A 25,216-nucleotide genomic window follows, 5' to 3' on the forward strand; every position below is an offset into this window, starting at 1 on the left:
CGGGGGACGGCAGGTCTCAGACCAGGCGGACCGGTTTTTCCGGGCGGACGCCGAGGTGGCGGAGCCAGTCGCGGAGGGGGGTGGGGTCGCCGGTTTCGACGAGGGTGAGGACACGGGGGCCCAAGTCGGCGGCGCGTTCGCCGTCGACGAGGAGGGACGGGCCGTCGAGCCAGTCGAGGCCCGGCGCCGCCCCGGCGGTGTCCATCGCGGCGCAGCACACCATCGCCGTGACGTGGTCGGCCAGTAGCTCCCGGCCTGTGCGGGGTGGCTGGAGGGGGAAGAGAGGGAGCATCCCGTCGTCCCAGAGCGCACGGTCGGGGTCCTGCTGCTCCGTGCCCCCGACGGGGGCGGGGGCGGGCGCCGATGCCTCCTCGCGGGCCAGCTCCGCAGTGAGCCCGGCAGCCAGCGAAGCCGTCCGCTCGTTCCCGAGGCCGACGTCCGCGTCGTCCTCGGCCATCCCCATCTCCTCGTACGCGTCCCCGCGGGGAACGGCGCGGGCAGCCGAGTCGGGGTCCTCCGGCCGCGCGGACAGGTGGTCCATCACCCGCGCCAGCGTCGGACCGTCCGAGTCGCGCGCCGCCGGGTCGGTGGAGTGCCGCACGCCGAGCGCGTCCAGGACCCGGTGGAGGCGGGCCGCGTCGGCACGCCATTTGCGGTCGACGACCTCGTCCGGGTAGTCCTGCCAGTTGACCGGCGCCCAGTCGGGCCCGGGTTCGGCGGGGCCGCCGTGGAAGAGGCGGGCGGCGAGGAGCGAGGCCGCCTCGTCCACCGTGCCGGGCTCTTCGAGCAGGTCGCAGGCGGGGCGCTCGCCGAGGCGGGAGGCGAAGCCCTCGGCCAGGCGGTCACGGCGGGAGAGCTCGGTGAGGGCCGCGACGACGCCCGCGTCCAGCCGGGACGGCCAGCGGCCCATCCGCCAGGCGGGCAGCGCGACCCGGGTCAGGAGCCGGTCCCAGCCCGCGTACGCCAGACCCACCTGCTCCTGCGCGACGATCCGCAGGCCGTAATCCACAGCCTGTGCACGCTCGGCCGCTGCGGCCGCCACACCGCGTTCCATCTCGGCCGCGTGGCCCCGGCAGCTGCGCAGCAGCAGACGGGTCACCCAGCCGACGCCGCCGAGCACCGTGCGGGAGAGCGGGCCGCGAGCGGGCGCCGACGTCACGGCCACGGCCGCGTCCAGGCCCCGTACGAAACGACGGGCCGCGGCTATGTCGGGGTGCGCCGACGGGCCCGTACCGGCGACGACCGGGGCGAGGACCGCGCGCAGTTCCCCGACCCGCATCCACCACAGGAAGGGGGAGCCGATGACGAGGACGGGGGCGCAGGGGGCGCGGCGGGGCTGCGTCGACAGTCCCCGTACGCCCCGCGCTCCACGTATGCCTCGTACCCCCTCTATCTCGTCCCTGCCCGTGGGCGGGGGCGGGCCGTGCGCCGGGTGGGTGCGGTCCTCCAGCCAGCTGTCGCAGTCGGGAGTGAGCGCTATCGCCGAGGGGGCCGGGACGTCGAGGCGGTCGGCCAGGTCGCGAACCATGCGGTAGAGGTCGGGCGCCGATTCCTCGGCGATCGGGACGGTGGGACTCACGGCCGGTCGTGAGCGGGCCACGACGAGCGCGATGCCCGCGGCGGCGAGGAGGACGAGAGCGGCGAGGACCGAGACGATCCAGCGCGTGATCCCCCAGTGCCCGCCGACGATGTGGCCGGTGGAGCCGCCGGCGAGCAGCACGACGGCGACGGCCGCGGGCAGCAGGGCGACGGCCAGCGCCCTGCTGCGTATGCGCAGCACGGCGAGAGCCCGGGAACGCGCGGCCTGCGCGCCCACCTCCACACCCATACCGGTCACGACCGGACGTCACCCCCTACTGTCCGCCCCGCACCGGCTGTCTCGCAGCCCGCACCGACGGATCTCCTGGCGTTGCTCACTCCCCCACTGTGGCACCCATCACTGACATCGCAATGCCGGTGGGCCAAGTGCCGGAACGCTTTCGCCGCACCCTAGTTGGGGCCTCGGCCCCCGTCAGCCGGATGGGGCATCGGTCACTCGATGGAATGGCTTTGGGGAAAGGTGGAGGACGGTGGGCAACGATCAGGCCCCCGGTTCCGTACAGAAATCCGTGCAGGAGGACGAACGGAAATTCGTGCCGAAATCCGTGCAGCGAGAAGCCCCGGATCCCGTGCGGAATCCGGGGCCCGGGAGCTTGCCGAGCGGCGAGAGCGCCTCGGCGAGGTGAGCGGGGCTACGCCTCCGCCGCCGCCTTCGCCGCGATGTCCGTGCGGTGCTGCGAACCGTCGAGACCGATGCGAGAGACCGCCGCGTACGCGCGGGCGCGGGCCTCGGTGAGGTCGGCGCCCGTCGCCGTGACGGAGAGCACACGGCCGCCCGCGCTCACCACCGCGTCACCGTCGCGCTTCGTCCCGGCGTGCAGGACGTAGGCGTGCGGGGCGTCCTGGGCCGCCACCTCGTCGAGCCCGGTGATCGGGTCGCCGGTGCGCGGGGTGTCCGGGTAGTTGTGCGAGGCCACGACCACCGTGACGGCGGCGTCGTCGCTCCAGCGCAGCGGCGCCAGGTCCGCGAGAGTGCCGTTCGCCGAGGCCAGCAGCACGCCCGCGAGCGGGGTCTTCAGGCGGGCGAGGACGACCTGGGTCTCCGGGTCGCCGAAGCGGGCGTTGAACTCGATGACCCGTACGCCACGGCTGGTGATCGCCAGACCCGCGTAAAGAAGGCCGGAAAACGGTGTGCCGCGGCGGCGCAGTTCGTCGACGGTCGGCTGGAGGACGGTCTCCATGACTTCCTCGACGAGCTTCGGGTCCGCCCACGGGAGGGGCGAGTACGCGCCCATGCCGCCGGTGTTCGGGCCCTCGTCGCCATCCAGCGCGCGCTTGAAGTCCTGGGCCGGCTGCAGCGGGACGACGGTCTCGCCGTCCGTGATCGCGAAGAGGGAGACCTCGGGGCCGTCGAGGTACTCCTCGATGACGACGCGGTCGCAGGCGTTGGCGTGCGCGCGAGCCTTCTCGACGTCGTCGGTCACGACGACGCCCTTGCCGGCCGCCAGGCCGTCGTCCTTCACGACGTACGGGGCGCCGAAGGCGTCGAGGGCCTCCTCGACCTCCTCGGGCGTCGTGCAGACGTACGAGCGTGCCGTCGGGACCGCCGCACTCGCCATGACGTCCTTGGCGAAGGCCTTGGAGCCCTCCAGCTGCGCGGCCTCCTTCGAGGGGCCGAAGCAGGGGATGCCCGCCTCGCGCACGGCGTCGGCGACCCCCGCGACGAGCGGGGCCTCCGGGCCCACGATCACCAGCTCGGCGCCGAGCTCGGTGGCCAGCGCGGCCACGGCGGCGCCGTCGAGGGCGTCGACCGCGTGCAGCTCGGCCACCTCCGCGATGCCTGCGTTCCCGGGGGCGCAGTGCAGGGCGGTGACGTCGGGGTCGAGGGACAGGGAACGGCACAGGGCGTGTTCGCGGGCGCCGCTACCGATGACAAGGACCTTCACGGGGTCAGCCTAACCGCCAGGGGCGGGTGCCTTTGTGGGGGCTTCCGAAGCGAAGGGTGCCGAGCGTTGGTGGGATCCTCCGAAACGGGGTTACTCGTTGGAGAACTCCTCCACCACCGTCGCCCCCAGCTCGCGGACGATCAGGTCGTGGCCCGAGAGGGCGGACTCGTCGAGGTCGGGGTCGTCGTCCTCGGGGATGTCGTCCTCAGGGGCGACCGGAGGCGGTTCGGGAGCCGGAGGAGGGGTCGATGCCGGGGCGGACGCGGCCGGAGCGTGGCTCGCGGACGGGCCGCCCTGGGGCGTCGCGGGGCGCGGAGCCGGGGCCGGTGGCTGCTGGGGCGCGGGGCGCGGGGCGGACGGGGCCGCGCCGTAACCGCCACCGCCGTAACCGCCACCGCCGTAACCGCCGCCGAATCCGGAGCCGGCGGGAGCAGGCGGCGCGGAGCCACCCGTACCGCCCGAACCTCCTGAGGCGTCGACGATCGCCTCGATCTTCCACTGGACGTTGAACTGCTCGGCCAGCGCCTGCCGCAGCACTTCCTCGCTGCCGCTGCTCGCGAAGTTGTCCCGCGCGCCCGCGTTGACGAAGCCGATCTGCAGGGTCGTACCGTCGAAGCCGGTCACCTGCGCGTTCTGGCTGAGCAGGATCCAGGTGAACCGGCGGCGGTTCTTCACCGCCTCCAGGATGTTCGGCCACAGCATGCGGGGGTCGGGACCGCCGGGGGCCGGAGCCGCGGCGGGGGCGGGTGCGGCCGCGGCAGGAGCGGCGGCGGGAGTGGGTGTCGGCGCGGGAGCCGACGGTGCCGGAGGCTGGCCCCCACCCGCGGGTGCCGCCGTCGGCCACCCCCCGGGACGTCGGCCACTGCCCGCGGCCGTCGCGGTGGGCCAGGCGCCGGGGGCAGCCCCTGCCGGAGCGCCGGCCGGGGGCGAAGCGGCCGGAGCCTGCGGCTGCGCGGCCGCGGGAGGGGCCACCGGGGCAGCAGGGGGCGCGCTGGCCGCAGGAGCGGTAGGCGCCGCAGGAGCCGCGGGCACGGCCGGCTCGGGTGCCGCTCCCGCGCCCTGCGCGGCCCCGGCGCCCGAACCGGCTCCTCCAGGCCCGGCCCCCCGCACCGCCGCCCGAGCCGCCGCGGGCCCGCTCCCCGCGGGAACCGCCTGGCCCGCCGACATGGGCGCCGCACCATGCACCTCGGGCCCGGGCACGTACCCCATGACAGGGCCGCCCCCGCCACCGGAGAAGTTCACCCCGCGCTCGATACGGTCCAGCCGGGCCATGACGGACCGCTCGTCCCCGTACGCGGCGGGCAGCATCACACGCGCGCAGATGAGTTCGAGCTGGAGCCGCGGCGAGGTGGCGCCGCGCATCTCCGTCAGCCCCTCGTTGACGAGGTCGGCGGCGCGGCTCAGCTCGGCGGCGCCGAAGACGCCGGCCTGGGCCTGCATCCGCTCCACCACATCGGCCGGAGCGTCGATGAGCCCCTTCTCGGCGGCGTCGGGCACCGCGGCCAGAATCACGAGATCCCGCAGCCGCTCCAGCAGGTCGGCGACGAACCGTCGGGGGTCGTTGCCCCCCTCGATGACCCGGTCCACGACCTCGAAGGCCGCGGCGCCGTCACCGGAGGCGAAGGCCTCGACGACCGAATCGAGCAGCGACCCGTCCGTGTACCCGAGCAGCGAGGTCGCCATGGCATACGTCACACCGGCCTCGCCCGCCGCCGCGAGCAGCTGATCCATGACGGACATGGAGTCACGCACGGACCCCGCACCAGCCCGTACGACCAGAGGAAGCACTCCGTCCTCGACGGGGATGCCCTCGTGCCCACAGACCTCGCCCAGGTACTCCCGAAGGGTCCCCGGCGGCACGAGCCGGAAGGGGTAGTGATGGGTGCGCGACCTAATCGTCCCGATGACCTTCTCGGGCTCAGTCGTGGCGAAGATGAACTTGAGGTGCTCCGGCGGCTCCTCCACGACCTTCAGCAGCGCGTTGAACCCGGCCGACGTGACCATGTGGGCCTCGTCGATGATGTAGATCTTGTACCGACTGCTCGCCGGCCCGAAGAAGGCCTTTTCCCGCAGGTCACGGGCATCATCGACACCACCGTGCGAGGCGGCGTCGATCTCGATGACGTCGATGGATCCCGGCCCGTTCCGAGCGAGATCGCGGCACGACTGGCACTCCCCGCAAGGCGTCGGCGTAGGCCCCTGCTCGCAGTTCAGACAGCGCGCCAGAATCCGCGCACTGGTCGTCTTGCCGCATCCGCGCGGACCGCTGAACAGGTACGCGTGATTGACCCGGTTGTTCCGCAGCGCCTGCTGCAACGGGTCGGTGACATGCTCCTGCCCGATGACCTCGGCGAACGACTCCGGGCGATAGCGGCGGTACAGCGCGAGAGACGACACGCATACGAGGTTATAGGCGCCCACTGACAACAAGGACCGCCCGACAACGCATCCCCGCTTCTTCCCGGGCGTCCCGGGCTCCCGGCATCGCATCCCGGAGGATCGCTTCCCCGACATCCCCCGCAAACGCAAGCGCCCCCCACGCACCCGCCAGAGCCAACCTACCCTTGCTGCCTTCCGGCCCTGGGGGAGTTCAGTCAGATAGCGCCACGTGAGGGGCTCCGCACAGGGTACAGGATCTGAGCGGGGGGAACGAGTTCGCGAGCACTCCTCAACGTCTTGTATTGTTTGCGGCGGAGGATTCGCCTAGAGGCCTAGGGCGCACGCTTGGAAAGCGTGTTGGGGGCAACCCCTCACGAGTTCGAATCTCGTATCCTCCGCCAGTGCCTCACCGGGCACGACTCGAAGGGCCCCACCGTTCGCGGTGGGGCCCTTCGACGTTCTCCGTCCCAGTTCCCGCAGAGCTACGGATCAGAAGGTCCCGCCATCAAGAGGCGGATCGGCTCTCGCCCCGGGGCCGTCGTCCGTGGGGCAACAAAAGTTTCGGTGCCGCGGAGTTCAGCGCAGAGCCCCCCGCTCGTCTACACGGCGTGTCGGCAGACCCAGGAACACGTCGGGCGCCGCAGAGCCGTAAAGGATGTTGAACGTCTCCACTTGATAGGACCAGGCGCCGCCACAACTGCCGACGAACCGGTAGTTGATCTGCCATTGCAGCCACTGGCCGGGAGCCAGGCGAACGGCAGGCGGGCGCCGATGGCGTCGTGGCATGGCAAACATGCTCACCTCTGGTGGATCCACGCGTAGCAGCCCGTCGACCTCGCGGAGGATCGTCCCGGGCGCCGACAGATCCCGCACCTGCATACGCGGCTCGAAAGAATCCGACTCCCGCACAGCGACCTCGTGGAGGGCAGAACTCAAGCCCGGAGGCAACAGGAAGGCCGTTGGGGCAGCGTTCCTCCGGGCAGCTTCAGGGCCGCCGCGCGACTTCTTCGTCCACGACGTGCGCACCCGCTGAACGACAGCATCCATGGGCTCGATCATCAGACATGACGCCGCACCGCGGCCACAGAGTTATGTGCCGCGCAACCGAACCAGTCGCTTGCATGCGGTTGGTTGGTGGCGACCACGAACACTGTCGCCGGAGCGTCAGCGTGCTCGACCGCGGACGTGCGCGGTCCCGGCGGGTCCGCCCGCACCCCTCACCTGGTCCGGGTACGCCGCCGCTCCTCGGCCAGCGCGACCGCGGCTTCGGTCGTCTCCGCGGAATCCTCGCCGAGGGCCGCGAGGTAGCGCTCGGCGTCCAGGGCGGCCGCACAGCCGCTCCCGGCGGCGGTGATGGCTTGGCGGTAGATGTGGTCGACGACGTCTCCGGCGGCGAAGACACCGGGGATGTTCGTACGCGTGGAGGGGGACTGCACCTTGAGATAGCCGTTGCCGTCCAGCTCCAGCTGGCCCTTGAACAGCTCCGTGCGCGGGTCGTGGCCGATGGCGATGAACAGGCCGGTCACGTCCAGGTCGCGGGTGGCGCCGGTGGAGACGTCGCGCAGGACGACGCCGTCGAGCACGCCGTTCTTCTCCTTGATCTCGGCGATCTCGGTGTCGAAGGCGAAGGAGATCTTGTCGTCGGCGAAAGCTCGGTTCTGCATGACCTTGGAGGCGCGCAGGGTGGAGCGGCGGTGGACGACGGTCACGGAGCGCGCAAAGCGGGTGAGGAAGGTGGCTTCCTCCATCGCGGTGTCGCCGCCGCCGACGACCACGATGTCGCGGTCGCGGAAGAAGAAGCCGTCGCAGGTCGCGCACCAGGACACGCCGTGGCCGGACAGCTGGTCCTCGCGGGGCAGGTCGAGCTTGCGGTAGCCGGAGCCGGTCGCGACGATCACGGTCCGGGCGCGGTGGACGGTTCCTGCGGAGTCGGTGACCTCCTTGGTCTCACCGGTCAGGTCGACGGAGACGATGTCGTCCTCGACGATCTCGGCGCCGAATCTCTCCGCCTGCGCCCGCATGTTCGCCATCAGGTCCGGGCCGTCGATGCCCTCGGGGAAGCCGGGGAAGTTCTCGACCTCGGTGGTCGTGGTGAGCGCACCGCCGACGGAGACCGCGCCGCCGAAGACGAGCGGCTTGAGCTGGGCGCGGGCGGCGTAGAGAGCGGCGGTGTATCCGGCGGCGCCGGAGCCTATGACGATGACCTCGCGTATCTCGTCACTCGTGGGCACGGGACGTCACGCCCCCTGCTGGGTGTCGATCTCGGCGATCAGGGCCTCGATGCGGGTCTTGATCTCGTCGCGGATCGGGCGGACCGCCTCCACGCCCTTGCCCGCCGGGTCCTCCAGCGCCCAGTCGAGGTATTTCTTGCCCGGGAAGATCGGGCACGCGTCGCCGCAGCCCATGGTGATGACGTAGTCGGACGCCTGGACGGCCTCCGTGGTCAGGATCTTCGGCTTCTGGCCGGAGATGTCGATGCCGAGTTCCTTCATCGCCTCGACCGCGGACGGGTTGACCTGGTCACCCGGGACGGAGCCGGCGGAGCGAACCTCGATCCGGTCGCCCGCGAGGTGGTCGAGGAATCCGGCCGCCATCTGCGAGCGCCCGGCGTTGTGGACGCAGACGAACAGCACGGAGGCGAGCGGGCTGGAGGACATCGGATCTTCCTTCGTCAGTGGGTCGAGCGGATGGTGCGGGATCGGGTACGGAGGTCAGGTGCCCGGCAGGGAGTCGAGCAGTTCGATGATGTGGGCGTCGATCTCGTCGCGGATGCCGCGGACGACGGCGATCGGGGCGCCCTCGGGGTCGGTGACGGGCCGGTCCAGGCAGCGGCCGGGCACGATCGGGCAGATGTCCCCACAGACCATCGTGATGACGATGTCGACGGCCTGCACGACCTCGTCGGTCAGCGGCTTGGGGAACGTGTCCGTCAGATCCACGCCGGCATCGGTGAGCACCTGCGCGACGAGCGGCTCGACCTCGGCCGCCGGCTGCTGGATGGTCTCGGGCGAGAAGCGCCCGCGGTAGCGGACGGCACGTCGGGCGATGCCGGCCGGGAGGCGTTCGTCGGGCAGGGCAGAGGGCGGCGATGCGGTCATGGGAACCCCCTTCGAGGCATGGGCCCCAACGGGCTTCGGGATGCGGGTCCCAAGGTTCAGTCCAGGCTGGTATCAGCTCGGAATGATGTGAGAGTATCAGCCCATGATGACGTCGGTCGACACTGATCTGATGCGGGTTCTCGCGGACCCGCTCCGGCTCCGGATCGTCACCCTGCTCGCCAAGGAGACGCTCTGCAGCACCCATCTCATCGAGGAGACGGGAGCCAGGCAGACCAACCTCTCCAACCATCTGAAGGTGCTGCGCGAGGCCGGGGTCGTGGAGACGGAACCATGCGGCCGGTTCACCTACTACAGGCTCAAGCCCGACGTCATCGCCTCACTCGCCGGTCACTTCGCCGACCTCGCGGAGACCGCACGCGTCACCGCCGAGAACAACATCAAGCGGTCCTGCCCCTGATTCCCGTCGCCGACGCCCGACGCCTGATTTCCTTCGTCGACGCCGACGCCCGCTTCCCGTCGTCGACGCCTGATGCGCGACGCCCGACGCCCGACGCGACTGCACCGAGGAGTCTTCTTGACCACCACCCACGAGAGCGCTGCGGGCGCCGCCATATCCGTCGACTCGCCCCAGCCCGCTCCCGGGGCAACTCCGCCCCGTACGCCGCTCGCTGCCCGGGCCGCCGCCGAACTGGTGGGCACCGCGGCCCTGGTGGCGGTCGTGGTCGGCTCGGGCATCCAGGCCACCGGACTGACGAAGGACGTCGGCCTGCAGCTGCTGGCCAACTCCCTGGCCACCGTCTTCGGCCTCGGCGTCCTGATCACCCTGCTCGGCCCGGTCTCCGGCGCGCACTTCAACCCCGCCGTCACCCTGGCCGAGTGGTGGACCGCCCGTCGCGGCGGCGCCGGCGTCACGCTGCGCGAGGCAGCCGTGTACGTCCCCGCCCAGATCGTCGGCGCGATCGCGGGCGCCGTCCTGGCCGACGCGATGTTCGGCGAACCGCTGGTGAAGTGGTCCACCCACGACCGCTCCGCCGGCCACCTGCTCCTCGGTGAGGTCGTCGCCACCGCCGGCCTCATCCTGCTGATCTTCGGCCTGTCCCGCACCGACCGGCTGCACTTCGCGCCCGTCGCGGTCGCCTCGTACATCGGCGCGGCGTACTGGTTCACCTCGTCGACGTCCTTCGCCAACCCGGCGGTGACGATCGGCCGCGCCTTCACCGACACCTTCGCGGGCATCGCACCCGGCTCGGTCGCGGGGTTCATCGGCATGCAGCTCATCGGGGCCGTGGTCGGACTGGCGCTGGTGGCGCTCATCTTCCTGCCGGGGCGGACGGCTCAGGAGCAGCCCGCCGCATGACCCATGGGACGCAGGTGGTGGTGACCGGCGGCGGCCAGGCCGGGCTCGCCGCCGCCCTCCAGCTCCTCGTGGATCGTCTGGCGGTCCACCGACGACTCGTTCATCGGACCCACCCGCTCTCCGCGCGGTCTGCTCAGCCGAGGGTGCCGAGCATCTGCCCCATCGCGGCCACCACCGAGGGCTCGACCCGGTAGTAGACCCAGGTGCCGCGCCGCTCGGAGGTGAGCAGGCCGGCTTCCTTGAGCTTTTTCAGGTGGTGGGAGACGGTCGGCTGGGAGACGCCGACGTCGGAGATGTCGCACACGCACGCCTCGCCGCCCTCGTGCGAGGCGACCAGCGAGAACAGCCTCAGACGCACGGGATCGCCGAGCGCCTTGAACATCCGGGCGGTCTTCTCCGCCTCCTCGGCGGTCAGCGGACGCTCAGTGAGCGGCGGGCAGCACGGCGCCACGGCCTCGGGGGCCTCGGGTTCCAACAGCGGCAGCGCCTTCGTATTCGACATGCATCTATGTTGACATACGTCGAAGCAGAGCACCGAGGCCCTGACCGACTCACGCCACCCAGATTCGATGAGTGTCTATGTTGACGTTTATCGAATCAAGTGCCAGGCTGGCCGAGCAAGTCATCGACGGATGTCGAAACAAAGGGGAACCTCGTGGCTGTGTCCATCAACAGCGTGCCCACCGACACCGACCAGCTGCCCGTCGTGGTCATCGGAGCCGGCCCCATCGGCCTCGCCGCAGCCGCCCATCTCATCGAGCGCGGCCTCGAACCGCTGGTCCTGGAAGCCGGACCGTACGCCGGCACCGCCGTACGCGGCTGGGCGCACGTACGGCTGTTCTCCCCCTGGGCCGAGGTCACCGACCCCGCCGCCGAGAAGCTCCTGGCCCCGACCGGGTGGACTCGCCCCGACGGGGCGGCCTACCCCACCGGCGGCGACTGGGCCGAGCGCTATCTGCAGCCACTCGCGGACGTCCTCGGCGACAAGGTCCGCTACGGCGCAGCGGTGACCGGGGTGGCCCGCGCCGGCCGGGACCGGATCGTCGACTCGGGCCGCGACGAGCAGCCCTTCACCGTGCACATCCGAATGGCCGACGGCCGTGAGGAACGGCTCGCTGCCCGCGCTGTCATCGACGCTGCCGGCACCTGGTCCACGCCCAGTCCGATGGGCGCCGACGGCTTGCCCGCCCTCGGCGAGACGGCCGCCGCCGACCGCATCTCCTACCGCGTCCCCGACCTCAAGAACCCGGCCGTACGCGCCCGTTACGCGGGCAGGCGCACCGCAGTCGTCGGCTCCGGAGCCTCCGCGTTCACCGCCCTCGCCCATCTCGCCGACCTGGCCGAGGAGAGCGAAGGGACCCACGCCGTGTGGATCCTGCGCCGGGGTATCGGCGCCGGCACGTACGGCGGCGGCGAGGCCGACCAACTGCCCGCCCGCGGAGCCCTGGGCCTGCGCGCCAAGGCCGCCGTCGAGGACGGCCACGCGAGCGCCGCCACCGGCTTCCGCACCCAGGCCGTCGAACGGGACGGCGACCGGCTCGTCCTGGTCGCCGAGGACGGGCGCCGCCTCGACCCGGTCGACGAGATCATCGTCCTCACCGGCTTCCGCCCCGACCTCTCCTTCCTCTCCGAGGTCCGCCTCGGTCTGGACGAACGCCTCCAGGCCCCGACCGCGCTGGCCCCGCTGATCGACCCGAACGTGCACTCCTGCGGCACGGTCCACCCGCACGGCGTGAACGAGCTCTCCCACCCGGAGCACGGCGTCTATCTGGTCGGCATGAAGTCCTACGGTCGCGCCCCCACGTTCCTGGCGATGACCGGCTACGAGCAGGTCCGCTCCATCGCCGCCGCGATCGCCGGCGACCAGGAGGCCGCCGAGCGCGTCGAACTCACCCTGCCGGAGACCGGAGTCTGCGGCGGCGCGGGCCTGTTCGACGAGCCGGAGCACGCCGAGCAGTCCGGCGGTGGCTGCTGCGCCGCCCCGTCCACCCTTCAGATCGGCATCGGCGCCCCGGTCTCCTCCGGCGGCTGCTGAACTCCGCACCCACGCAACGAGGTTCGTCCGTCTTGGTCGACCGGATGCGCTCAGGTCCCCGCGTGGACGTACGCCGCCCAGACATGGGGGCGGTCGGGTATGCGGTGCCGTAGCTCTCGGACCGTGTGGTGCAGGGCGTGTGCGGAGGTGTTGGTGGCCGGGGGCGCCATGCGGCGGTAGAAGTCGCGGGTGACGTGGTCCGCGTGGGTGCTGTCGATCTCCCAGAGGGTGCCGACCGCGGTGGGGAAACCGGCGAGCAGGAAGGCGCTGGTGATGTGGATGGCCTCGTCCGAGAGGCGTTCGGCGGTGCGGGCGGTGCCGCAGGCCGCGAGGAAAGCCAGGCGTGCCGAACTCGGGCGTGCGCGGCAGATCTCCAGGACGGAGAGCGGTTCGCCGCTCGGCAGGTGGAGCAGGGCGCCGGAGGGTTCCGTCGGGTCGGTGGCCGCGTGGCAGCCGAAGTGGGCCCACGGGGTGCCGCCGAGCGCGGCGAGCACGGCCTCGCGGGTCGCGGCGGCCCCGATCAGCGGCTCACGCGCGCCGAGCAGTCCGGCCGCGTAGCCCGCCGCCGCCGCGACGCCGGGCAGCTCGTCCTCCGACGACGCCACCAGCAGGGCACCGCCGTTGTGGGCGGTGTCGCGGTGCTCGGCCCGGCTGCGCGCGTAGGCCAGGGTCTGGAACCCGGGTACGTACGACGACACCACGGCGTCGAGTGCGGCGCCGCAGCCGTCGAGGGCGCAGTCGGGCAGCGTGCACTGCGCCGCGTGGAGGGGGAGGGCGTTGAAGGCACCCGTGGGCACCCACCAGATCCGCGGCCAGGTGCCGTCGTCGGGAACGGGATCGGACGCCCCGACGAGATCGAGGACCGGGCGCACGATCTTGTGCCAGGTCCAGGACAGCGTCCGGCGGAGCGTGCCCCCGGCGGCGATGAGCTGCGCCGGGGACGGTCTCGACGGGCCGTGCGCGTTGATGGCGTCGACGGCCTCGCCCAGCCGCCGGGCCGCACCGGCGATCTCGTCCGACTCGGCTTCGAGGCGAAGGGCGGTGATCGACCGGGGCGTCACGACGAGGGCGTGGCAGTGGCGTGCCGCGTGGTTGAGCACGACGATCGGGCCGTCGGACGCGAGTGAGCGCAGCTGCTCGGCGGAGAGCGGACGCAGGAAGCCGTCGAACCCCGGCTGGGTACGGATGCGTACGACCAGCTCGTCCAGTTCGCGCGACGCGCGGAGTTTGGCCAGCCGGGACCATTCGGCGTGCCCGGCGGGGGCCGAGGCGGCAGCATGGGGCTCGGCGGCCAGCCGGTCGGTCAGCCGCTCGAACTCGCGCGCCAGCGCGGGGTGCGCCGAGCGCAGTTCGCCGATGTCGGCGCGGGCCTCGATCCGCCGCGCCAGCAGCAGCCCCCGGCCGCGCTCCAGCAACTCGGTGGCGCGGTCCACGTCGGGCCCCGCGATCACGCGGAGGAGAGTTTCCGGGTCGGGCATCGCGTCCGGAAGGCGTTGTTCCCGTACGGCGGCCGTGAGTTGGTCGACGATCTCGTGCAGCCCGGCGGCGGCCCCGCGGCCGAGGGCTGTCAGGAGGACCAGCTCGATGATCCGGCGGATGTCCCCCTCGAATGTCGTCAGGCCGTGCTCGGCGGACTGCTGGTCGCTTCCCCGGTCGGTGACGTCGGCCATGGCCTCGATGGCCGTTTCGAGGTGGGAGAGGGCCAGGTCGACACGCTGTTGCTCCCGCCCCAACGCACCTGCCGCGGCACCGAGTTCACCGTGCGCCCGGAACCACGCCGGGAGCATGGGGTCGCGCAGCGCGGCGGCGGAGTCGGCGGTGCCGGAGAGGCGGGCTCGGAGGGACGCCATCATGGCCTCTACGGCGTTCGCGGGGGCCTGGGATGAGGCCTGGGCCCCCGTGAACGCCGTAAAGGCCCGGAGCGGGGACCCGGCGACCGGCCCGTCCGACGGGCGCTCGGGCGACCCGTCCGGCGAGGAGAGCGGCCGGGCCGACGGCCGCTCGGGTGACCCGTCCGATGCGGAGAGCGGCCCGTCCGACGGCTCGGGCTGTCCGCCGTGCGACACGGACGGCGGAGGCAGGTGTCCTGCCCCGATGACACCGGTGAAGGTGCGCATGGTCTCGGCCCAGTCGCCGGGGGCCTCCTCCTCGACGCTGTGGATCACCTCGTCGGCCTCGGCCACGAGGCGAGCCGCGCGCTCCGGATCGGCGGCCCGCACCGCCACGGCACGCTGGGCGAGCGCCCGCATGAGCGTGGAGGCGGTGAAGAGTCGCATCGGATGACCGGCGGGGCACGCCGCGAACGTGCGCCGGCACTGGTCGACCTGGTCGTCGGTGAGGTCGGGTTTCGGACCGCCGCCGGGCCCCATGGTGTCGACCAGGTTGAGCAGGGCGTCGCCCAGCACGTCGAGCCCCGGTAGGTCCCCGGCCTGGGCGTCCGCTCGAGCGGTGAGTTCCTTGAGCCGCCGCGCGAGCTCCCGGGCACGTTGGAGCTGCCCCGGTTCATGCCCGAGCAGGTAGTTCCCCACGGCGTTGAAGAATTCGGTACGGACCGACAGCCACGCCTGGCCGACGTCGTCGGGTGCCGCTTCGGTCGCCGCGGTGGCGAGCAGTGCCGCCGCCTCTCGCGCCGCTTCCGCGTCGAAGCGGCCGACCGACCAGGTCGTGAGCGCGAAGGCGAGGACCTGATCGAGCTGTCCGGGGAGGTCGGGCGCGTTCGTGCGCGCGTAGCGCAGCAGCGGGACGGCCTCGTCGAGGGTGCCGGGGTCGCCGTGGGTGACGCCCTGGGCGGAGAGCGCGCTGCCGAGCGCCCCGGCCAGCGGAGCCCGTATGAAGGGGTCGTCCTCCCCGGTGTCCGCGAGCAGTTCCCGCATGACCGCGATGTCGGAGCTCAGCTGTTCGGGGTCGTCGAGGCGGACGTCGTCGAGGCGGGACACGAGGGAGACCAGCTTGGCCATCTCCCGCAGGTCCGCCGCGGCGTCCGCTTCGTCGGTGTGGATCACCGCCACGGCGACCGGCAGCGCGGCGTCGAAGAGGCCACGGCGCAGCAGGCCGAGCGCCAGGAAGCCGTCCGGGGCGTCGGCCGCCACCTCGTCGGTCAGCGTCCGGGCTTCCGCGCCGAGTTCGGCCGCCCTGGCGGGCTCGGTCTCCCGCAGAGCCTGTGCGTGCGCTCCGGTGAGGGCGGCCAGCACGGCGACGTAGGCGTATCGCTGCGGTTTGTCGGCGGGGAGTCCGGCCAGGGCGGTGCGGTACCGGGCGATCCGTTCGTCGGAGGCGGCACCGGACTTTCCGACACCGGCGACCGCGCCGGACTTCTCGGCACCGGAGCCCGCACCGCCGGACTTCTCGGCACCAGAGTCCGCACCGGACTCCCCGACACTGGTGACCGCACCGGACTCCCCGACACCGGTGACCACCCCGGACTCCCCGATGATCGCGCCGACGATGTCGAGGATTTCGAGGTCGATGTCCGGGGCGGGCGCGGACTCACCGTCGCGCGCGGCGCGCTGTCTGAGCTGTTCGACGAAGTGGCCGAGCAGCGGCCCGGCATTCTGGATGAGCTGCGGATCGTCGTCCTCGATCAGCTCCGTCAATCCCCGGTAGGCAGTGAGGAGTTCCTGGTCGGCATCGCTCAGGGTGCGCGACGCGTCGACGGTGGCGAGCAGTTCGATCGCCTCGCGTGCCGCCTCCTGTGCCGCCCCGTCGTCACCCCGTTCCTGGGCGAAGGCCGCGAGCGCCTGGCTCAGGGCGGCGGTGGCGACCGGATGCGCCGGATGTTCGGCGGGGGTGTGGGCGAGCGCCGCGCGCAGCCGCCGGACACCGCAGGCGATGCGGCTCGCGTCGTGCTCACGTATGCCCGCGTCGGCGATGACCGAGCCGACGCGCAGGTCCTTCTCCCCCGGCCAGGCGGCGCGTTCGGTGTGCAGCTCGCGCAGGAATCGCAGCGCCTCGGCGGCCTCCGGGGTGAGGGCGCCTTCCGGGGCCCCCGCCACCAGCCGCTCGACCTCGGCGAGGGGCGGTTCACCGAGCAGCCGGGCGGCGTCCAGGAGGGTCCCGAGGGCGATCGCGGCCGCCTCGGCCAGCTCATTTCCCTCGCCCCCCATGGCCCCCACACCGCTCTCGCGCCCGTTGGCCCCGTCACCACTCTCGCGCCCCTCCGGGCCGAGGGCCCACAGCCGCTCGCACACCGCCGCCGCGTGCCGGGCCGCGGCGGCGAGCGCGTCCGGGTCCGCCGCGAGCCGGAAACGCGTCACGCCGAGCCCGAGGCTGTGGAACGCCAGCTCGACGAACCCCTCGTGGCCGTCCGGCAGCAGCTGATGTGCCGTCTCGGACCAGGCGAGCGCACAGTCCAGCGCGGCCAGCCGCTCGGCGTCCCCGAGACCCGCGGCACCCTGCCGCTCGGTCTCCCCGAGCTCCGGGCCATCCGACCGCTCGGCCTCCCCAAGACCCGGGCCATCCGACCGCTCGGCCTCCCCAAGACCCGGGCCATCCGCCCGCTCGGCCTCCCCAAGACCCGGGCCATCCGCCCGCTCGGTCTCCCCGAATTCCGGCACACCGCCCACGGCACCCCCGTACGCCGAACTCACGAGGTAGGCGAACCGCGCCTCGTGCGCCGGATCGGCGGGGTCGAAGGCGTCCCGCAGGGGCACCGGAAGCTGCGCGTCCGCGGGCACGCGCGGGCACAGGAATCCGAAGGTGCTCAGCGTGATCAGTACGTTGCGCTGCGCGTCAGGGTCCTCGGGGCCCTGATGGCGGAGCCAGAAGGTCCAGCAGACGGCGGCGACCGAGTCGAGATCGATCGTCCCCTCGGGCGACGGCGCGGCCTCGCGCAGCAGGGCCAGGGCGTCCCCCACCGCGTCCTCCCCGCGCAGCGGGGCGGGATCGCGGGCGTTCTGAGCTGCTACGAGGCGGGCGACTACGCGGTCCTGAAGCTCAGTCATCCTTCATTACACTAATCTGATCTCTCGTCAGAGAGCAGTGGTTCTCCGGACTTTCAGGGAGTCTGCGGTGGGGGACGGGACGAAAGCGCTCAGGGTGTTCGAGGATGCCGTCGAGTACCTGTGCCGCAACGTCGACGCGGTGCGCGAGCTGATCGGCCCCGGACTCTGGGAGGCACCCTTCGCGGTCGTCAGGGCCGGTGATCCTTCCACCGTCGAGTGGCGGGAGGCCGTGCGCGAGCTGCATCACGCGGCCGAGGCGGCCGGGATCCCCGGCGGTCTTGGACTGAGCTCCACGATGGGCGTGGGCGACTGGCCGTCCGCGCCCACCCCGCGGTCGGTCGGCTGGGTCTGTCCCACGGGCCGTTGTGCCCGGGTGGACCTGCGCGAGGGAGCGGTCCCGGATACGCCGACGTGTGCCTTGGCCGACCGGCCGATGCGCCTGGTGGACGGCTGAGACAGTGGGACTGCTCGTCGAACTCCAGAAGCGCATACCCGACGGATGGTTCCTGCGGCGGTTGCTGCCCGCCGTGTTGTTCGTCGTGGTCGCCGTCGTGGGTGGCGGGCAGCTCGGGCAGCGCCACTGGGACGACCTCGGGCTGGCCCGCGAACGGATCGCCGGTGCGCTGCGGTTGGGCGGCGGCATGTCCGCCGACGCCGTCGCGTCCCTCGTACTCGTCGCGGTGGCGGCGGTGGCAGCCGCGTTCGCGGTGCCCTTCGCCGCCGGCGCGATCGGCGCCCTCGCGTCGGGGGCCTGGCCCTGGTGGCTGATGCCGCTGGGCCGGCGCCTCACCTCCTGGCGCGTACGACGCTGGGCGCATCCCGACGAGATCGGGAGGGAAGCCGTCCGCGCACGCGCCGCCGGGCGACAGCTGCGCGCCGACCGGCTCGACGCGCGCCGGGCCCGTACCGGACCGGACCGGCCCGGCTCCCCCACCTGGTCGGGCGATCGGATCCGCGCCGCCGAGACGCACGTCCGAACGGAGACGGGCGTCGACGTGGCGAGCGACTGGACCAGGCTGCTCCTCGCCGCTGAGGACACCTCCCGCGCCGCGCTGGGCGAGGCCCGCGACGCCTACGACGCGGCCTGCGAGGCGCTCGCCTGGAGCATCGCGTTCACACTCCTCGGCGCCTGGTGGTGGCCCGCGGCGCCCGTCGGGGTCGTGGTCTGGCTGGCCTCCTGGCGGTCGCTGCGCCGCGCGGTGGAGGCACTGTGCCGCACCACCGAAGCCGTCTTCGCCCTGCAGCACACCGGCCGCCCCACACCCACGCAGCCCTGACACAGCACAGCAGCCACTTCACGCAGCCCTGACACCGCACACCGGCCATGCCACACACCCCGGGCTCCCGGGACGCGCGCCCGGTGGTGTCAGCTCCCGCGCGGCTCCCGTACCACCGCCACGCCCCCCGGCGGCACAGCGACCACCCCCGAGACCCGCTCGCCGGTGAGCAGTTCCGTCCCCCCGTCGGAAACCGGGATCTCGGCACCCCGACCGCTGTGGTCGATCAGGAAGAGGTACTCGGCGTGCGGACCGCGCCGCCGGACCGCCTCGATACCGGGTGGAGTGGCGGCGACCGGCTGGACGCCCGCCTCCGTACGGATCCGGGTCAGCAGACCGGCCAGGGTGGCCGGGTCCGGGCGGGTGGCCAGGTACCAGGTGGTGCCCGCGCCGTACGTGTGACGCGTCACGGCCGGTACACCGGCGAGCGGTCCCTCCGTGTACGAGTCCACCGCCTCCGCCCCGGTGAGGCGCACGCGCTCCGACCACAGCGTGGCCGTGCCGCCTCCGCTCAGGCCCACCGTCTCGCCCGGCAGCAGCGGGAACAGTTCGTCGGACCGTACGCCGAGGGCCTCCCGGAAGGCGCCGGGGTAACCGCCCAGCCGCACATGGCAGTTCTCGTCCACCGCCCCGCTGTGGAAGCCCACCGCCAGCGTGCCGCCGTGTTCCGCGAAGCCGGCCAGATTCGCCGCGCCCGCGTCGTCCACCAGGTACAGGCTCGGGGCCAGGACCAGGCGGTACGACGACAGGTCCGCGTCCGGGCGTACGAAGTCCACCGCCACGCCCGAGCGCCACAGCGGCTCGTACCAGTCCCGGACCAGGTCCTGGAATCGGAGTTCGCCGCTCGGCTGCGAGGGCAGCTCCAGGGCCCAGCGGGCGTTCCAGTCCCAGACGACGGCCACGGAAGCCGTGCCCGTGCTGCCGCGTACCTCGGCCAGGGCCTTCAGGTCGGCGCCCAGCGTCACCACGTCCTGCCAGATCCGGCTGTCCGTGCCCGCGTGCGGCAGCATCGCCGAGTGCCACTGCTCGGCGCCCGCCTTCGCCGCCCGCCACTGGAAGTAGGCGATGCCGTCGGCGCCGCGCGCCACATGGGCCAGGGCGTTGCGGCGCAACTCCCCAGGATTCTTCGCCCGGTTCACCGGCTGCCAGTTCACCGCGCCCGTGGAGTGCTCCATCAGCAGCCAGGGGCCACCGGCCAGCGAACGCGTCAGGTCGCCGCTGAGCGCGATGTCGATCTCCGACTCCGGGTCCGCGGACTGGAGATAGTGGTCGTTCGAGACCACGTCCAGCTCAGGGGCCCAGCGCCAGTAGTCCAGGGCGTCGAAGTTGTACATCACCATGAAGTTGGTGGTGGCGGGGGTCGACGGGGCCGCCTCCCGCAGCACGTCGCGCTCCGCCGTGTACAGGGACAGCAACTCGTCCGAGCAGAAGCGGCGCCAGTCCAGCCGGTGGGTCGGGTTGGGGACGGCCCCGGTGGCGCGGGGCGGCAGGATCTCGTCCCAGTCGTAGTACCACTGGCTCCAGAAGGTGGTGCCCCAGGCGTGGTTCAGCGCCGCCAGGTCATCGGAGTACCTGGCCCGGAGCCACCCGCGGAAGGCCGCCGCGCTCGTGTCGCAGTAGCACTCCGCGTTGTGGCAGCCGTACTCGTTGTGGACGTGCCACATCGCCACGGCCGGGTGGTCGGCGTACCGCTCGGCCAGTGCGCCCGCGATGCGCAGAGCGGCCTCCCGGTAGGCGGGGCTGCTCGGGCAGAAGGTCTGGCGGCTGCCGTACGACAGCGTGCGGCCGTCGCGGTCCACCGGCAGCGCCTCCGGGTGGGCGCGGAAGAACCACGCCGGGGGTGCGGCCGTGGGCGTGGCCAGGTCGGCGGCGATGCCGTTCTCCCGCAACAGCTCCAGCAGGCGGTCCATGCGGGCGAAGTCGAACGCGCCCTCGGACGGCTCCAGCAGCGCCCACGCGAAGATGCCCACGCTGACCATGGTCACGCCGGCCTCGCGCATCAGGCGCATGTCCTCGGCCCAGACCTCCTCGGGCCACTGCTCGGGGTTGTAGTCACCGCCGTAGGCGATTCCGGGGACGGACAACTCACGCTTCACTTGACAACTCCCCGGAGCAGACGGCGCGTTGTGGTCACGCCCCATTCGTCCAGCGACAGCAGTCGGTCACTGGACGCCATCAGTCCGCCGGTCGACTCCACGTGTGCCGCCCAGCGTTCACGGGTCTCCACGGCGGGGCGAGCCATCAGGCAGTCGGGGTCGTTGACCCACAGGCGGCCGTGCTGCCACTGGCGTCCGACACCGGTGAACTCGGCGGGATCCTGGCCGGGTTGCGAGTAGTCGTCGGCCTCCGGGCGGCGGTGCGGAGCCGTGTCGGGGCTGACCCGCATCGCGTCGAACAGGCCGATGGAGGGGAGGATCGGCGCACCGCAGCCCAGCAGATACGCGTCCGGGCCGATCGCCTCGCGGATCACACCGATACCGGCGCGGTACGCCGTCAGCGCGTCGTCCGAGGAGTGCCGTACGCCGTCCAGTGCGCCCGCGTACAGGAAGTCGACCTTGAAGTAGTCGTAGCCCTCGGCCCGCAGGGTCCTGAACACGTCCGTCAGATACGCCGCCGCGTCAGGGTGTGTCGTGTCCAGGACGCACAGGTCGTGCCCCCAGTTGCGGCCCGCGTGTGCGAAACCGCCCTCCGCGTCCTTGACCAGCCAATCCGGGTGCCCGGCGGCCAGATCGCTCGCCGGGTCGACCAGGAACGGCGCCGTCCAGATGCCCGCCCTGCGGCCCCGCGCGCGGATGGCCTCCGCGATCTGGGCGCGGGAGCGGAAGCGGCCGGACAGCGTCAGCCAGTCGCCCAGCGCGCTCTGGTAGCCGTCGTCGATCTGGACGACGTCGATGGGCAGGTCGAGGGTGTCCATCGCGCGGAGGTTCTCGTGGATGTCGTCCTCGGTGACCGCGGTGAAGTACTCGTACCAGGAGCACCAGACGGTGGGCGCCGGCCGTGGGGCGGCGAGGCCGAGGCCGTCCGCCCATTCCGCCAGGGCCGACTGGATGTCGCTGCCGGTCAGTTCCCGAACGGGCCCGTCGGCGCTGACCTCGGCCCGGTCGCCGTGCACCTCGAGGCGGATGGACGCAACGGCGTGCAGCGGATCGGCGGCCGCCCACAGCCGCACCGGCGAGCCGTCGCCGGGGTCGAGCGCCAGGAGTCCCTCCCCCTGGAAGGCGCCGGACGGGACGGTACACCCGGGCCGGTAACAGACGGTCGCCCAGTTGTCGTTCGTCGGGCGGTACGGCTTGTCGCCGAGGGCGTAGGCGCCGCTGGGGCTCCAGGACTGCCAGCCCTCCTCGTGGACTCGGGCGACGCGCGGGTCCACGGGCACGGAGGCGAGGGGCGTGAAGGGGTGGGGCACGGTGGTTCTCTTTCAAAAGGTCGGGCGTCGGCAAGACATCAGGTCGGGCGCCGGCCACGACATCAGGTCGGGCGTCAGCCCTTGTTGGCACCGAGCGTGAGACCGCTGACGAACTGCCGCTGGAGCACGAAGTACACGACCAGCGTCGGGATCGCGGTGAGCAGGGCGCCGGCGGCGACCAGGTTGGGGTCGGTGAAGTACTGCCCGGAGAGGTTCTTCAGGGCCGAGGTGATCGGCATGTTCTCGCCGGTCGAGATGAGGACGATGGCCCAGAAGAAGTCGTTGTAGATCCAGATGGACAGCAGCGTCGCCAGGGCCGCCATCGCGGGGCGGCACAGCGGCAGCACGATCTGCCAGTACATCCGCCACACCGAGGCGCCGTCGACCAGCGCGGCCTCCGTCAGCTCGTGCGGCAGCATCCGCATGTAGTTGCTCAGCACGAAGGCGCAGAAGCCGGACTGGAACGCCACGTGGATGAGGACCAGGCCGAGCGCGGAGTCGTACAGCTTGCCGCTGACGGTGATGCCGGGCAGGTCGATGAGCAGGAACATGCGGTAGAGCGGGGTGATGATGACCTGCTGCGGCAGCAGGTTGCCCGCCGTGAAGACCAGCAGCAGGGCGAGGTTGACGCGGAAGTCGAACCGGCTGACGTAGAAGGCGACCATCGACGACAGGAACAGCGTCACCAGCACCGCCGGGACGGCGATCAGCAGCGTGTTGCCGAAGTAGTGCGCCATGTCCGACTGCGTGAACGCGTTCGTGAAGTTGTCGAAGCTCAGCTTGTCGGGCCAGGAGACGTAACCCTTGGTGCTGGTCTCGGAATACGGGCGCAGGGCCGCGTACATCGCCCAGAGCAGCGGGGCCAGCCACGCCAGCGCGGCGCCCGCGAGGAACAGGTGCAGCAGCAGCCGGGCGGGCCGGACGGGCGCGCGCCTCTTCAGCGCGACAGTGGCGGTGCTCATGCTCGCCGCTCCTTCCGGAAGGTGCTCACCAGGTACGGGATGATCACGACGAGCGAGATCAGCAGCAGGACGACCGCGATGGCGGACCCGTATCCGATACGGCTGGACTCACCGATGATGTTGTCGGTCACGAGGATCGAGAGCAGTTCGGTGCCCTGGGCCCCGCCGTTGAAGACGTAGACGAGGTCGAAGGCGCGCAGCGACTCGATGATGGTGACGACCAGCACGATGGTGTTGGTGGGGCGCAGCGTCGGGAAGATGACGTTCTTGAACGTCTGCCATTCGTTGGCGCCGTCGAGCGAGGACGCCTCGCGCAGCGAGGGGTCGACGCCCTTCAGACCGGCCAGGTAGAGGATCATCATGTAGCCGGTGTGCCGCCAGGAGGCGGCGATGAGGATCGCCCACAGGTTGAGGTGCGGGTCGCCGATCCAGTCGATGTAGTGGCCGGGCTTGTTGGCCCCGATGAGGCTGTTGATCAGGCCTGTGTCGGGGTTGTAGACGAGCTGCCAGACGAAGCCGATGCACGCCATCGACACGACGACCGGCAGGAAGAACGCGGTCTGGTACACCCGGCTGAACCGGATCTTCTTGTCCAACTGCACGGCCAGGAACAGGCCGAGCGGGGTCGGGATCAGGATCAGGACCACGAACCAGATGATGTTGTGCTGGACGGCGGGCCAGAACTGCGGGTTCTGGGTGAACAGTTCGCGGAAGTTCTGCAGCCCGACCCACTTGATGGAGTCGAAGCCGATGCCGTCCCAGGTGGTGAAGGCGAGGGCGACGGAGGCGAGGGCGGTCACCCACACGAGCGCGACGTGCAGGATCGTCGGGACGCCCGCCATCAGGCTCAGCGTGAACCGGTCGCGGCGGGTGAGGAGGCGACGGTGTCCCTGCGGTCCCCTCTTACCGGGTGCGGGGGCCGGAGGCGGCGCGACGGCCGCCTCCGGCATCTCAGCGGTGCTGATGTCGGTGCTCATGAGGACGCGAAGATCGTCTTCTTCTGGCGCTCGATCGACGAGAGCAGGCTGTCGATCCCCTTGGGGTCGCGGACGAACTTCTGCAGCGCGGGCTGCATCACCGTGGAGGTGAAGTCGGGCCGGCTGTCGCGGTCCATGTACTGGGTGAGGTTCTTGGCGCCGCTGATCAGGTCGTAACCCTTCTTCTGCATGGCGCTGTAGGAGGACGTGTCGGCCTTGGTGGAGGCGGCGACGACGTTCGGGTCCGACTTGAGGTAGATCTGCTCGGCGGCCGGGGTGCCCAGGTACTCCAGGAGCTTGACGGCGCCCGCGTGGTTCTTCGGGGCCTTGCTGAGCATGAAGCCGTCGGTCGGCGCCTCGACGGTGTCCTGCCCGTACGAGGGATCGATCTCCGGGAACGGGAAGAAGTCCAGGTCCTCCCGGTCGGCGGCATTGGTGAACTGCTGGCCCACAAACATGCCCAGCAGGTACATGCCCGCCTTCTTCGACACCAGGGTCTGGGCCGCGTCCTGCCAGGTGCGGCCGACGGCGCCGTCCTGGTGGTACGGGAGGATCTCGGCCCAGTTGTCGAACGCGGCGCGGGTGCGCTTGTCGGTCCAGGAGGCCTTTCCGGCCATCAGCTCGACATGGAAGTCGTAGCCGTTCGTCCGGAAGTTGATCTGGTCGAAGGTACCGAGCGCGGGCCACTCGTCCTTGTCACCGAAGGCGATCGGGACCAGGTTGTCCTTCTTCATCTGCTTGCACAGCGCGATGAACTGGGCCCAGGTGGTGGGGACTTCGTAGCCGTACTTCTTGAAGACGCTCTTCCGGTAGAAGATCGCCCAGGGGTACGTGTACAGCGGGACGAAGTAGTACTTGCCGTCCTCGCCCTTGCTGAGCGCCTTCATGGCGTCGGGGAAGTTGCCCTCGATCGTCTTCCACACGTCGTCGATCGGGGTGGCGAGCTTCTTGCCCGCGAAGAACTGCATGCGGTAGCCGGCGAACCAGTTGAACACGTCGTCGGGCGTGCCCTGCAGGTAGGAGTTGATCTGCTCCTGGAAGGTGTTGTGGTCCTTGGTGTTCACGTCGACCGTGATGCCGGACTGCTTCTTGAAGGCCGCGTAGATGTCGGCGAAGGCCTTCTTCGGCACGGCGTCCGAGGCGTTGGAGCCGAGGGTGAGGGTCTTCGGGTCGCTGGCCGCGCTGCTGCCGCCGCAGGCGCTGAGCAGGGGTATCGCCCCGCCGAGCGCTGCCGCGCCGCCGATGCCGCGCAGCAGGGTGCGACGGCTGGGACCCGGGACGGAGAGACCGGAAGGGGAGAGGTCGTGCATGAACGGCTCCTGACGGGCATGTGTCCGGT

General features: G+C 71.7%; 20 protein-coding genes, 1 tRNA gene and 1 other RNA gene. 6 read left to right on the plus strand and 16 right to left on the minus strand.

Going from position 1 to position 25,216, the window contains the following annotated elements; genetic code table 11:
- Positions 1–16: 16 nt before the first annotated feature.
- The 4 genes from AB5J53_RS23545 to ffs form a co-directional block, all read right to left on the minus strand.
- Positions 17–1,828: a hypothetical protein gene (locus AB5J53_RS23545; protein ID WP_369252413.1), complete on the minus strand. Its 1,812-nt coding sequence runs from the start codon at positions 1,826–1,828 to the stop codon at positions 17–19.
- A 403-nt stretch (positions 1,829–2,231) separates the two neighbouring features.
- Positions 2,232–3,485: a phosphoribosylamine--glycine ligase gene (purD, locus tag AB5J53_RS23550; protein ID WP_369247642.1), complete on the minus strand. Its 1,254-nt coding sequence runs from the start codon at positions 3,483–3,485 to the stop codon at positions 2,232–2,234.
- Positions 3,486–3,575: 90 nt separating this feature from the next.
- On the minus strand, positions 3,576–5,882 hold the full coding sequence (locus AB5J53_RS23555) for a DNA polymerase III subunit gamma and tau (protein WP_369247643.1): 2,307 nt from the start codon (positions 5,880–5,882) through the stop codon (positions 3,576–3,578).
- A 125-nt stretch (positions 5,883–6,007) separates the two neighbouring features.
- Positions 6,008–6,106, minus strand: an RNA gene (ffs, locus tag AB5J53_RS23560) — signal recognition particle sRNA small type.
- 71 nt (positions 6,107–6,177) lie between these two features.
- Between ffs and AB5J53_RS23565 the strand changes: the two genes are divergently transcribed.
- Positions 6,178–6,265: transfer RNA gene (locus AB5J53_RS23565), tRNA-Ser, on the plus strand.
- Between the two features lie 175 nt (positions 6,266–6,440).
- On the opposite strand, the gene AB5J53_RS23570 is transcribed toward AB5J53_RS23565, so the two are convergent.
- The 4 genes from AB5J53_RS23570 to AB5J53_RS23585 form a co-directional block, all read right to left on the minus strand.
- Positions 6,441–6,911, minus strand: coding sequence for a hypothetical protein (locus AB5J53_RS23570; protein WP_369247644.1), 471 nt, complete (start codon positions 6,909–6,911; stop codon positions 6,441–6,443).
- Between the two features lie 170 nt (positions 6,912–7,081).
- Positions 7,082–8,095 (minus strand): thioredoxin-disulfide reductase, encoded by a 1,014-nt coding sequence (trxB, locus tag AB5J53_RS23575; RefSeq protein WP_369247645.1) that lies wholly within the window; start codon positions 8,093–8,095, stop codon positions 7,082–7,084.
- A 6-nt stretch (positions 8,096–8,101) separates the two neighbouring features.
- Complete coding sequence (locus AB5J53_RS23580; protein WP_369247646.1) at positions 8,102–8,521, minus strand: arsenate reductase ArsC; 420 nt, start codon at positions 8,519–8,521, stop codon at positions 8,102–8,104.
- 54 nt (positions 8,522–8,575) lie between these two features.
- Positions 8,576–8,962 (minus strand): hypothetical protein, encoded by a 387-nt coding sequence (locus tag AB5J53_RS23585; RefSeq protein ID WP_369247647.1) that lies wholly within the window; start codon positions 8,960–8,962, stop codon positions 8,576–8,578.
- Between the two features lie 103 nt (positions 8,963–9,065).
- Here AB5J53_RS23585 and AB5J53_RS23590 point away from each other — a divergent pair, with 103 nt between their 5' ends.
- Both AB5J53_RS23590 and AB5J53_RS23595 read left to right on the plus strand, forming a co-directional pair.
- The gene (locus tag AB5J53_RS23590; RefSeq protein WP_369247648.1) at positions 9,066–9,380 is read left to right on the plus strand and encodes an ArsR/SmtB family transcription factor; all 315 of its coding nucleotides are present in this window, start codon (positions 9,066–9,068) and stop codon (positions 9,378–9,380) included.
- Positions 9,381–9,497: 117 nt separating this feature from the next.
- Positions 9,498–10,280: an aquaporin gene (locus AB5J53_RS23595; protein WP_369247649.1), complete on the plus strand. Its 783-nt coding sequence runs from the start codon at positions 9,498–9,500 to the stop codon at positions 10,278–10,280.
- Here the strand turns inward: AB5J53_RS23595 and AB5J53_RS23600 are convergent.
- Positions 10,259–10,384, minus strand: a complete 126-nt coding sequence (locus tag AB5J53_RS23600; protein WP_369247650.1) for a hypothetical protein — start codon at positions 10,382–10,384, stop codon at positions 10,259–10,261. The genes AB5J53_RS23595 and AB5J53_RS23600 overlap by 22 nt on opposite strands.
- Before the next feature lie 29 nt (positions 10,385–10,413).
- A complete protein-coding gene (locus tag AB5J53_RS23605; RefSeq protein WP_369247651.1) occupies positions 10,414–10,782 on the minus strand; it encodes an ArsR/SmtB family transcription factor in 369 nt (122 codons plus the stop codon).
- Positions 10,783–10,935: 153 nt separating this feature from the next.
- Between AB5J53_RS23605 and AB5J53_RS23610 the strand changes: the two genes are divergently transcribed.
- Positions 10,936–12,315 carry an FAD-dependent oxidoreductase gene (locus tag AB5J53_RS23610; RefSeq protein ID WP_369247652.1) on the plus strand — a complete coding sequence of 460 codons (1,380 nt, stop codon included), beginning with the start codon at positions 10,936–10,938 and terminating at the stop codon, positions 12,313–12,315.
- A 50-nt stretch (positions 12,316–12,365) separates the two neighbouring features.
- Here AB5J53_RS23610 and AB5J53_RS23615 read toward each other — a convergent pair whose 3' ends face one another.
- Positions 12,366–17,255: a CHAT domain-containing protein gene (locus AB5J53_RS23615; RefSeq protein WP_369247653.1), complete on the minus strand. Its 4,890-nt coding sequence runs from the start codon at positions 17,253–17,255 to the stop codon at positions 12,366–12,368.
- A gap of 67 nt (positions 17,256–17,322) precedes the next feature.
- Here AB5J53_RS23615 and AB5J53_RS23620 point away from each other — a divergent pair, with 67 nt between their 5' ends.
- Together AB5J53_RS23620 and AB5J53_RS23625 are read left to right on the plus strand one after the other, a co-directional pair.
- Positions 17,323–17,709 (plus strand): hypothetical protein, encoded by a 387-nt coding sequence (locus tag AB5J53_RS23620; protein ID WP_369247654.1) that lies wholly within the window; start codon positions 17,323–17,325, stop codon positions 17,707–17,709.
- A 4-nt stretch (positions 17,710–17,713) separates the two neighbouring features.
- The gene (locus tag AB5J53_RS23625) at positions 17,714–18,532 is read left to right on the plus strand and encodes a hypothetical protein (RefSeq protein WP_369247655.1); all 819 of its coding nucleotides are present in this window, start codon (positions 17,714–17,716) and stop codon (positions 18,530–18,532) included.
- Between the two features lie 89 nt (positions 18,533–18,621).
- Here AB5J53_RS23625 and AB5J53_RS23630 read toward each other — a convergent pair whose 3' ends face one another.
- The 5 genes from AB5J53_RS23630 to AB5J53_RS23650 all read right to left on the minus strand — a co-directional run bounded on the left by AB5J53_RS23630 (position 18,622) and on the right by AB5J53_RS23650 (position 25,187).
- Complete coding sequence (locus tag AB5J53_RS23630; RefSeq protein WP_369247656.1) at positions 18,622–20,628, minus strand: beta-galactosidase; 2,007 nt, start codon at positions 20,626–20,628, stop codon at positions 18,622–18,624.
- On the minus strand, positions 20,625–21,938 hold the full coding sequence (locus AB5J53_RS23635) for a glycoside hydrolase family 36 protein (protein ID WP_369247657.1): 1,314 nt from the start codon (positions 21,936–21,938) through the stop codon (positions 20,625–20,627). Before AB5J53_RS23635 ends, AB5J53_RS23630 begins: the two co-directional genes overlap by 4 nt.
- Positions 21,939–22,012: 74 nt before the next feature.
- Positions 22,013–22,900, minus strand: a complete 888-nt coding sequence (locus AB5J53_RS23640; RefSeq protein ID WP_369247658.1) for a carbohydrate ABC transporter permease — start codon at positions 22,898–22,900, stop codon at positions 22,013–22,015.
- Positions 22,897–23,877: a carbohydrate ABC transporter permease gene (locus tag AB5J53_RS23645; RefSeq protein WP_369247659.1), complete on the minus strand. Its 981-nt coding sequence runs from the start codon at positions 23,875–23,877 to the stop codon at positions 22,897–22,899. The genes AB5J53_RS23640 and AB5J53_RS23645 overlap by 4 nt, the downstream gene beginning before the upstream one ends.
- Positions 23,874–25,187, minus strand: coding sequence for an ABC transporter substrate-binding protein (locus tag AB5J53_RS23650; protein WP_369247660.1), 1,314 nt, complete (start codon positions 25,185–25,187; stop codon positions 23,874–23,876). The genes AB5J53_RS23645 and AB5J53_RS23650 overlap by 4 nt, the downstream gene beginning before the upstream one ends.
- Positions 25,188–25,216: the final 29 nt, after the last annotated feature.

Source organism: Streptomyces sp. R41, from assembly GCF_041053055.1.
In the GTDB taxonomy this organism is placed as follows: Bacteria; Actinomycetota; Actinomycetes; order Streptomycetales; family Streptomycetaceae; genus Streptomyces.

What these genes read in the sequence shown, in the direction of transcription:
- AB5J53_RS23645 (WP_369247659.1), bottom strand. Translation starts at nt 23,877, where the DNA reads ATGAGCACCGACATCAGCACCGCTGAGATGCCGGAGGCGGCCGTCGCG.
- AB5J53_RS23615 (WP_369247653.1), bottom strand. Translation starts at nt 17,255, where the DNA reads ATGACTGAGCTTCAGGACCGCGTAGTCGCCCGCCTCGTAGCAGCTCAG.
- AB5J53_RS23640 (WP_369247658.1), bottom strand. Translation starts at nt 22,900, where the DNA reads ATGAGCACCGCCACTGTCGCGCTGAAGAGGCGCGCGCCCGTCCGGCCC.
- AB5J53_RS23590 (WP_369247648.1), top strand. Translation starts at nt 9,066, where the DNA reads ATGATGACGTCGGTCGACACTGATCTGATGCGGGTTCTCGCGGACCCG.
- AB5J53_RS23650 (WP_369247660.1), bottom strand. Translation starts at nt 25,187, where the DNA reads ATGCACGACCTCTCCCCTTCCGGTCTCTCCGTCCCGGGTCCCAGCCGT.
- AB5J53_RS23580 (WP_369247646.1), bottom strand. Translation starts at nt 8,521, where the DNA reads ATGTCCTCCAGCCCGCTCGCCTCCGTGCTGTTCGTCTGCGTCCACAAC.
- AB5J53_RS23585 (WP_369247647.1), bottom strand. Translation starts at nt 8,962, where the DNA reads ATGACCGCATCGCCGCCCTCTGCCCTGCCCGACGAACGCCTCCCGGCC.
- AB5J53_RS23600 (WP_369247650.1), bottom strand. Translation starts at nt 10,384, where the DNA reads ATGAACGAGTCGTCGGTGGACCGCCAGACGATCCACGAGGAGCTGGAG.
- AB5J53_RS23545 (WP_369252413.1), bottom strand. Translation starts at nt 1,828, where the DNA reads ATGGGTGTGGAGGTGGGCGCGCAGGCCGCGCGTTCCCGGGCTCTCGCC.
- AB5J53_RS23570 (WP_369247644.1), bottom strand. Translation starts at nt 6,911, where the DNA reads ATGGATGCTGTCGTTCAGCGGGTGCGCACGTCGTGGACGAAGAAGTCG.
- AB5J53_RS23605 (WP_369247651.1), bottom strand. Translation starts at nt 10,782, where the DNA reads ATGTCGAATACGAAGGCGCTGCCGCTGTTGGAACCCGAGGCCCCCGAG.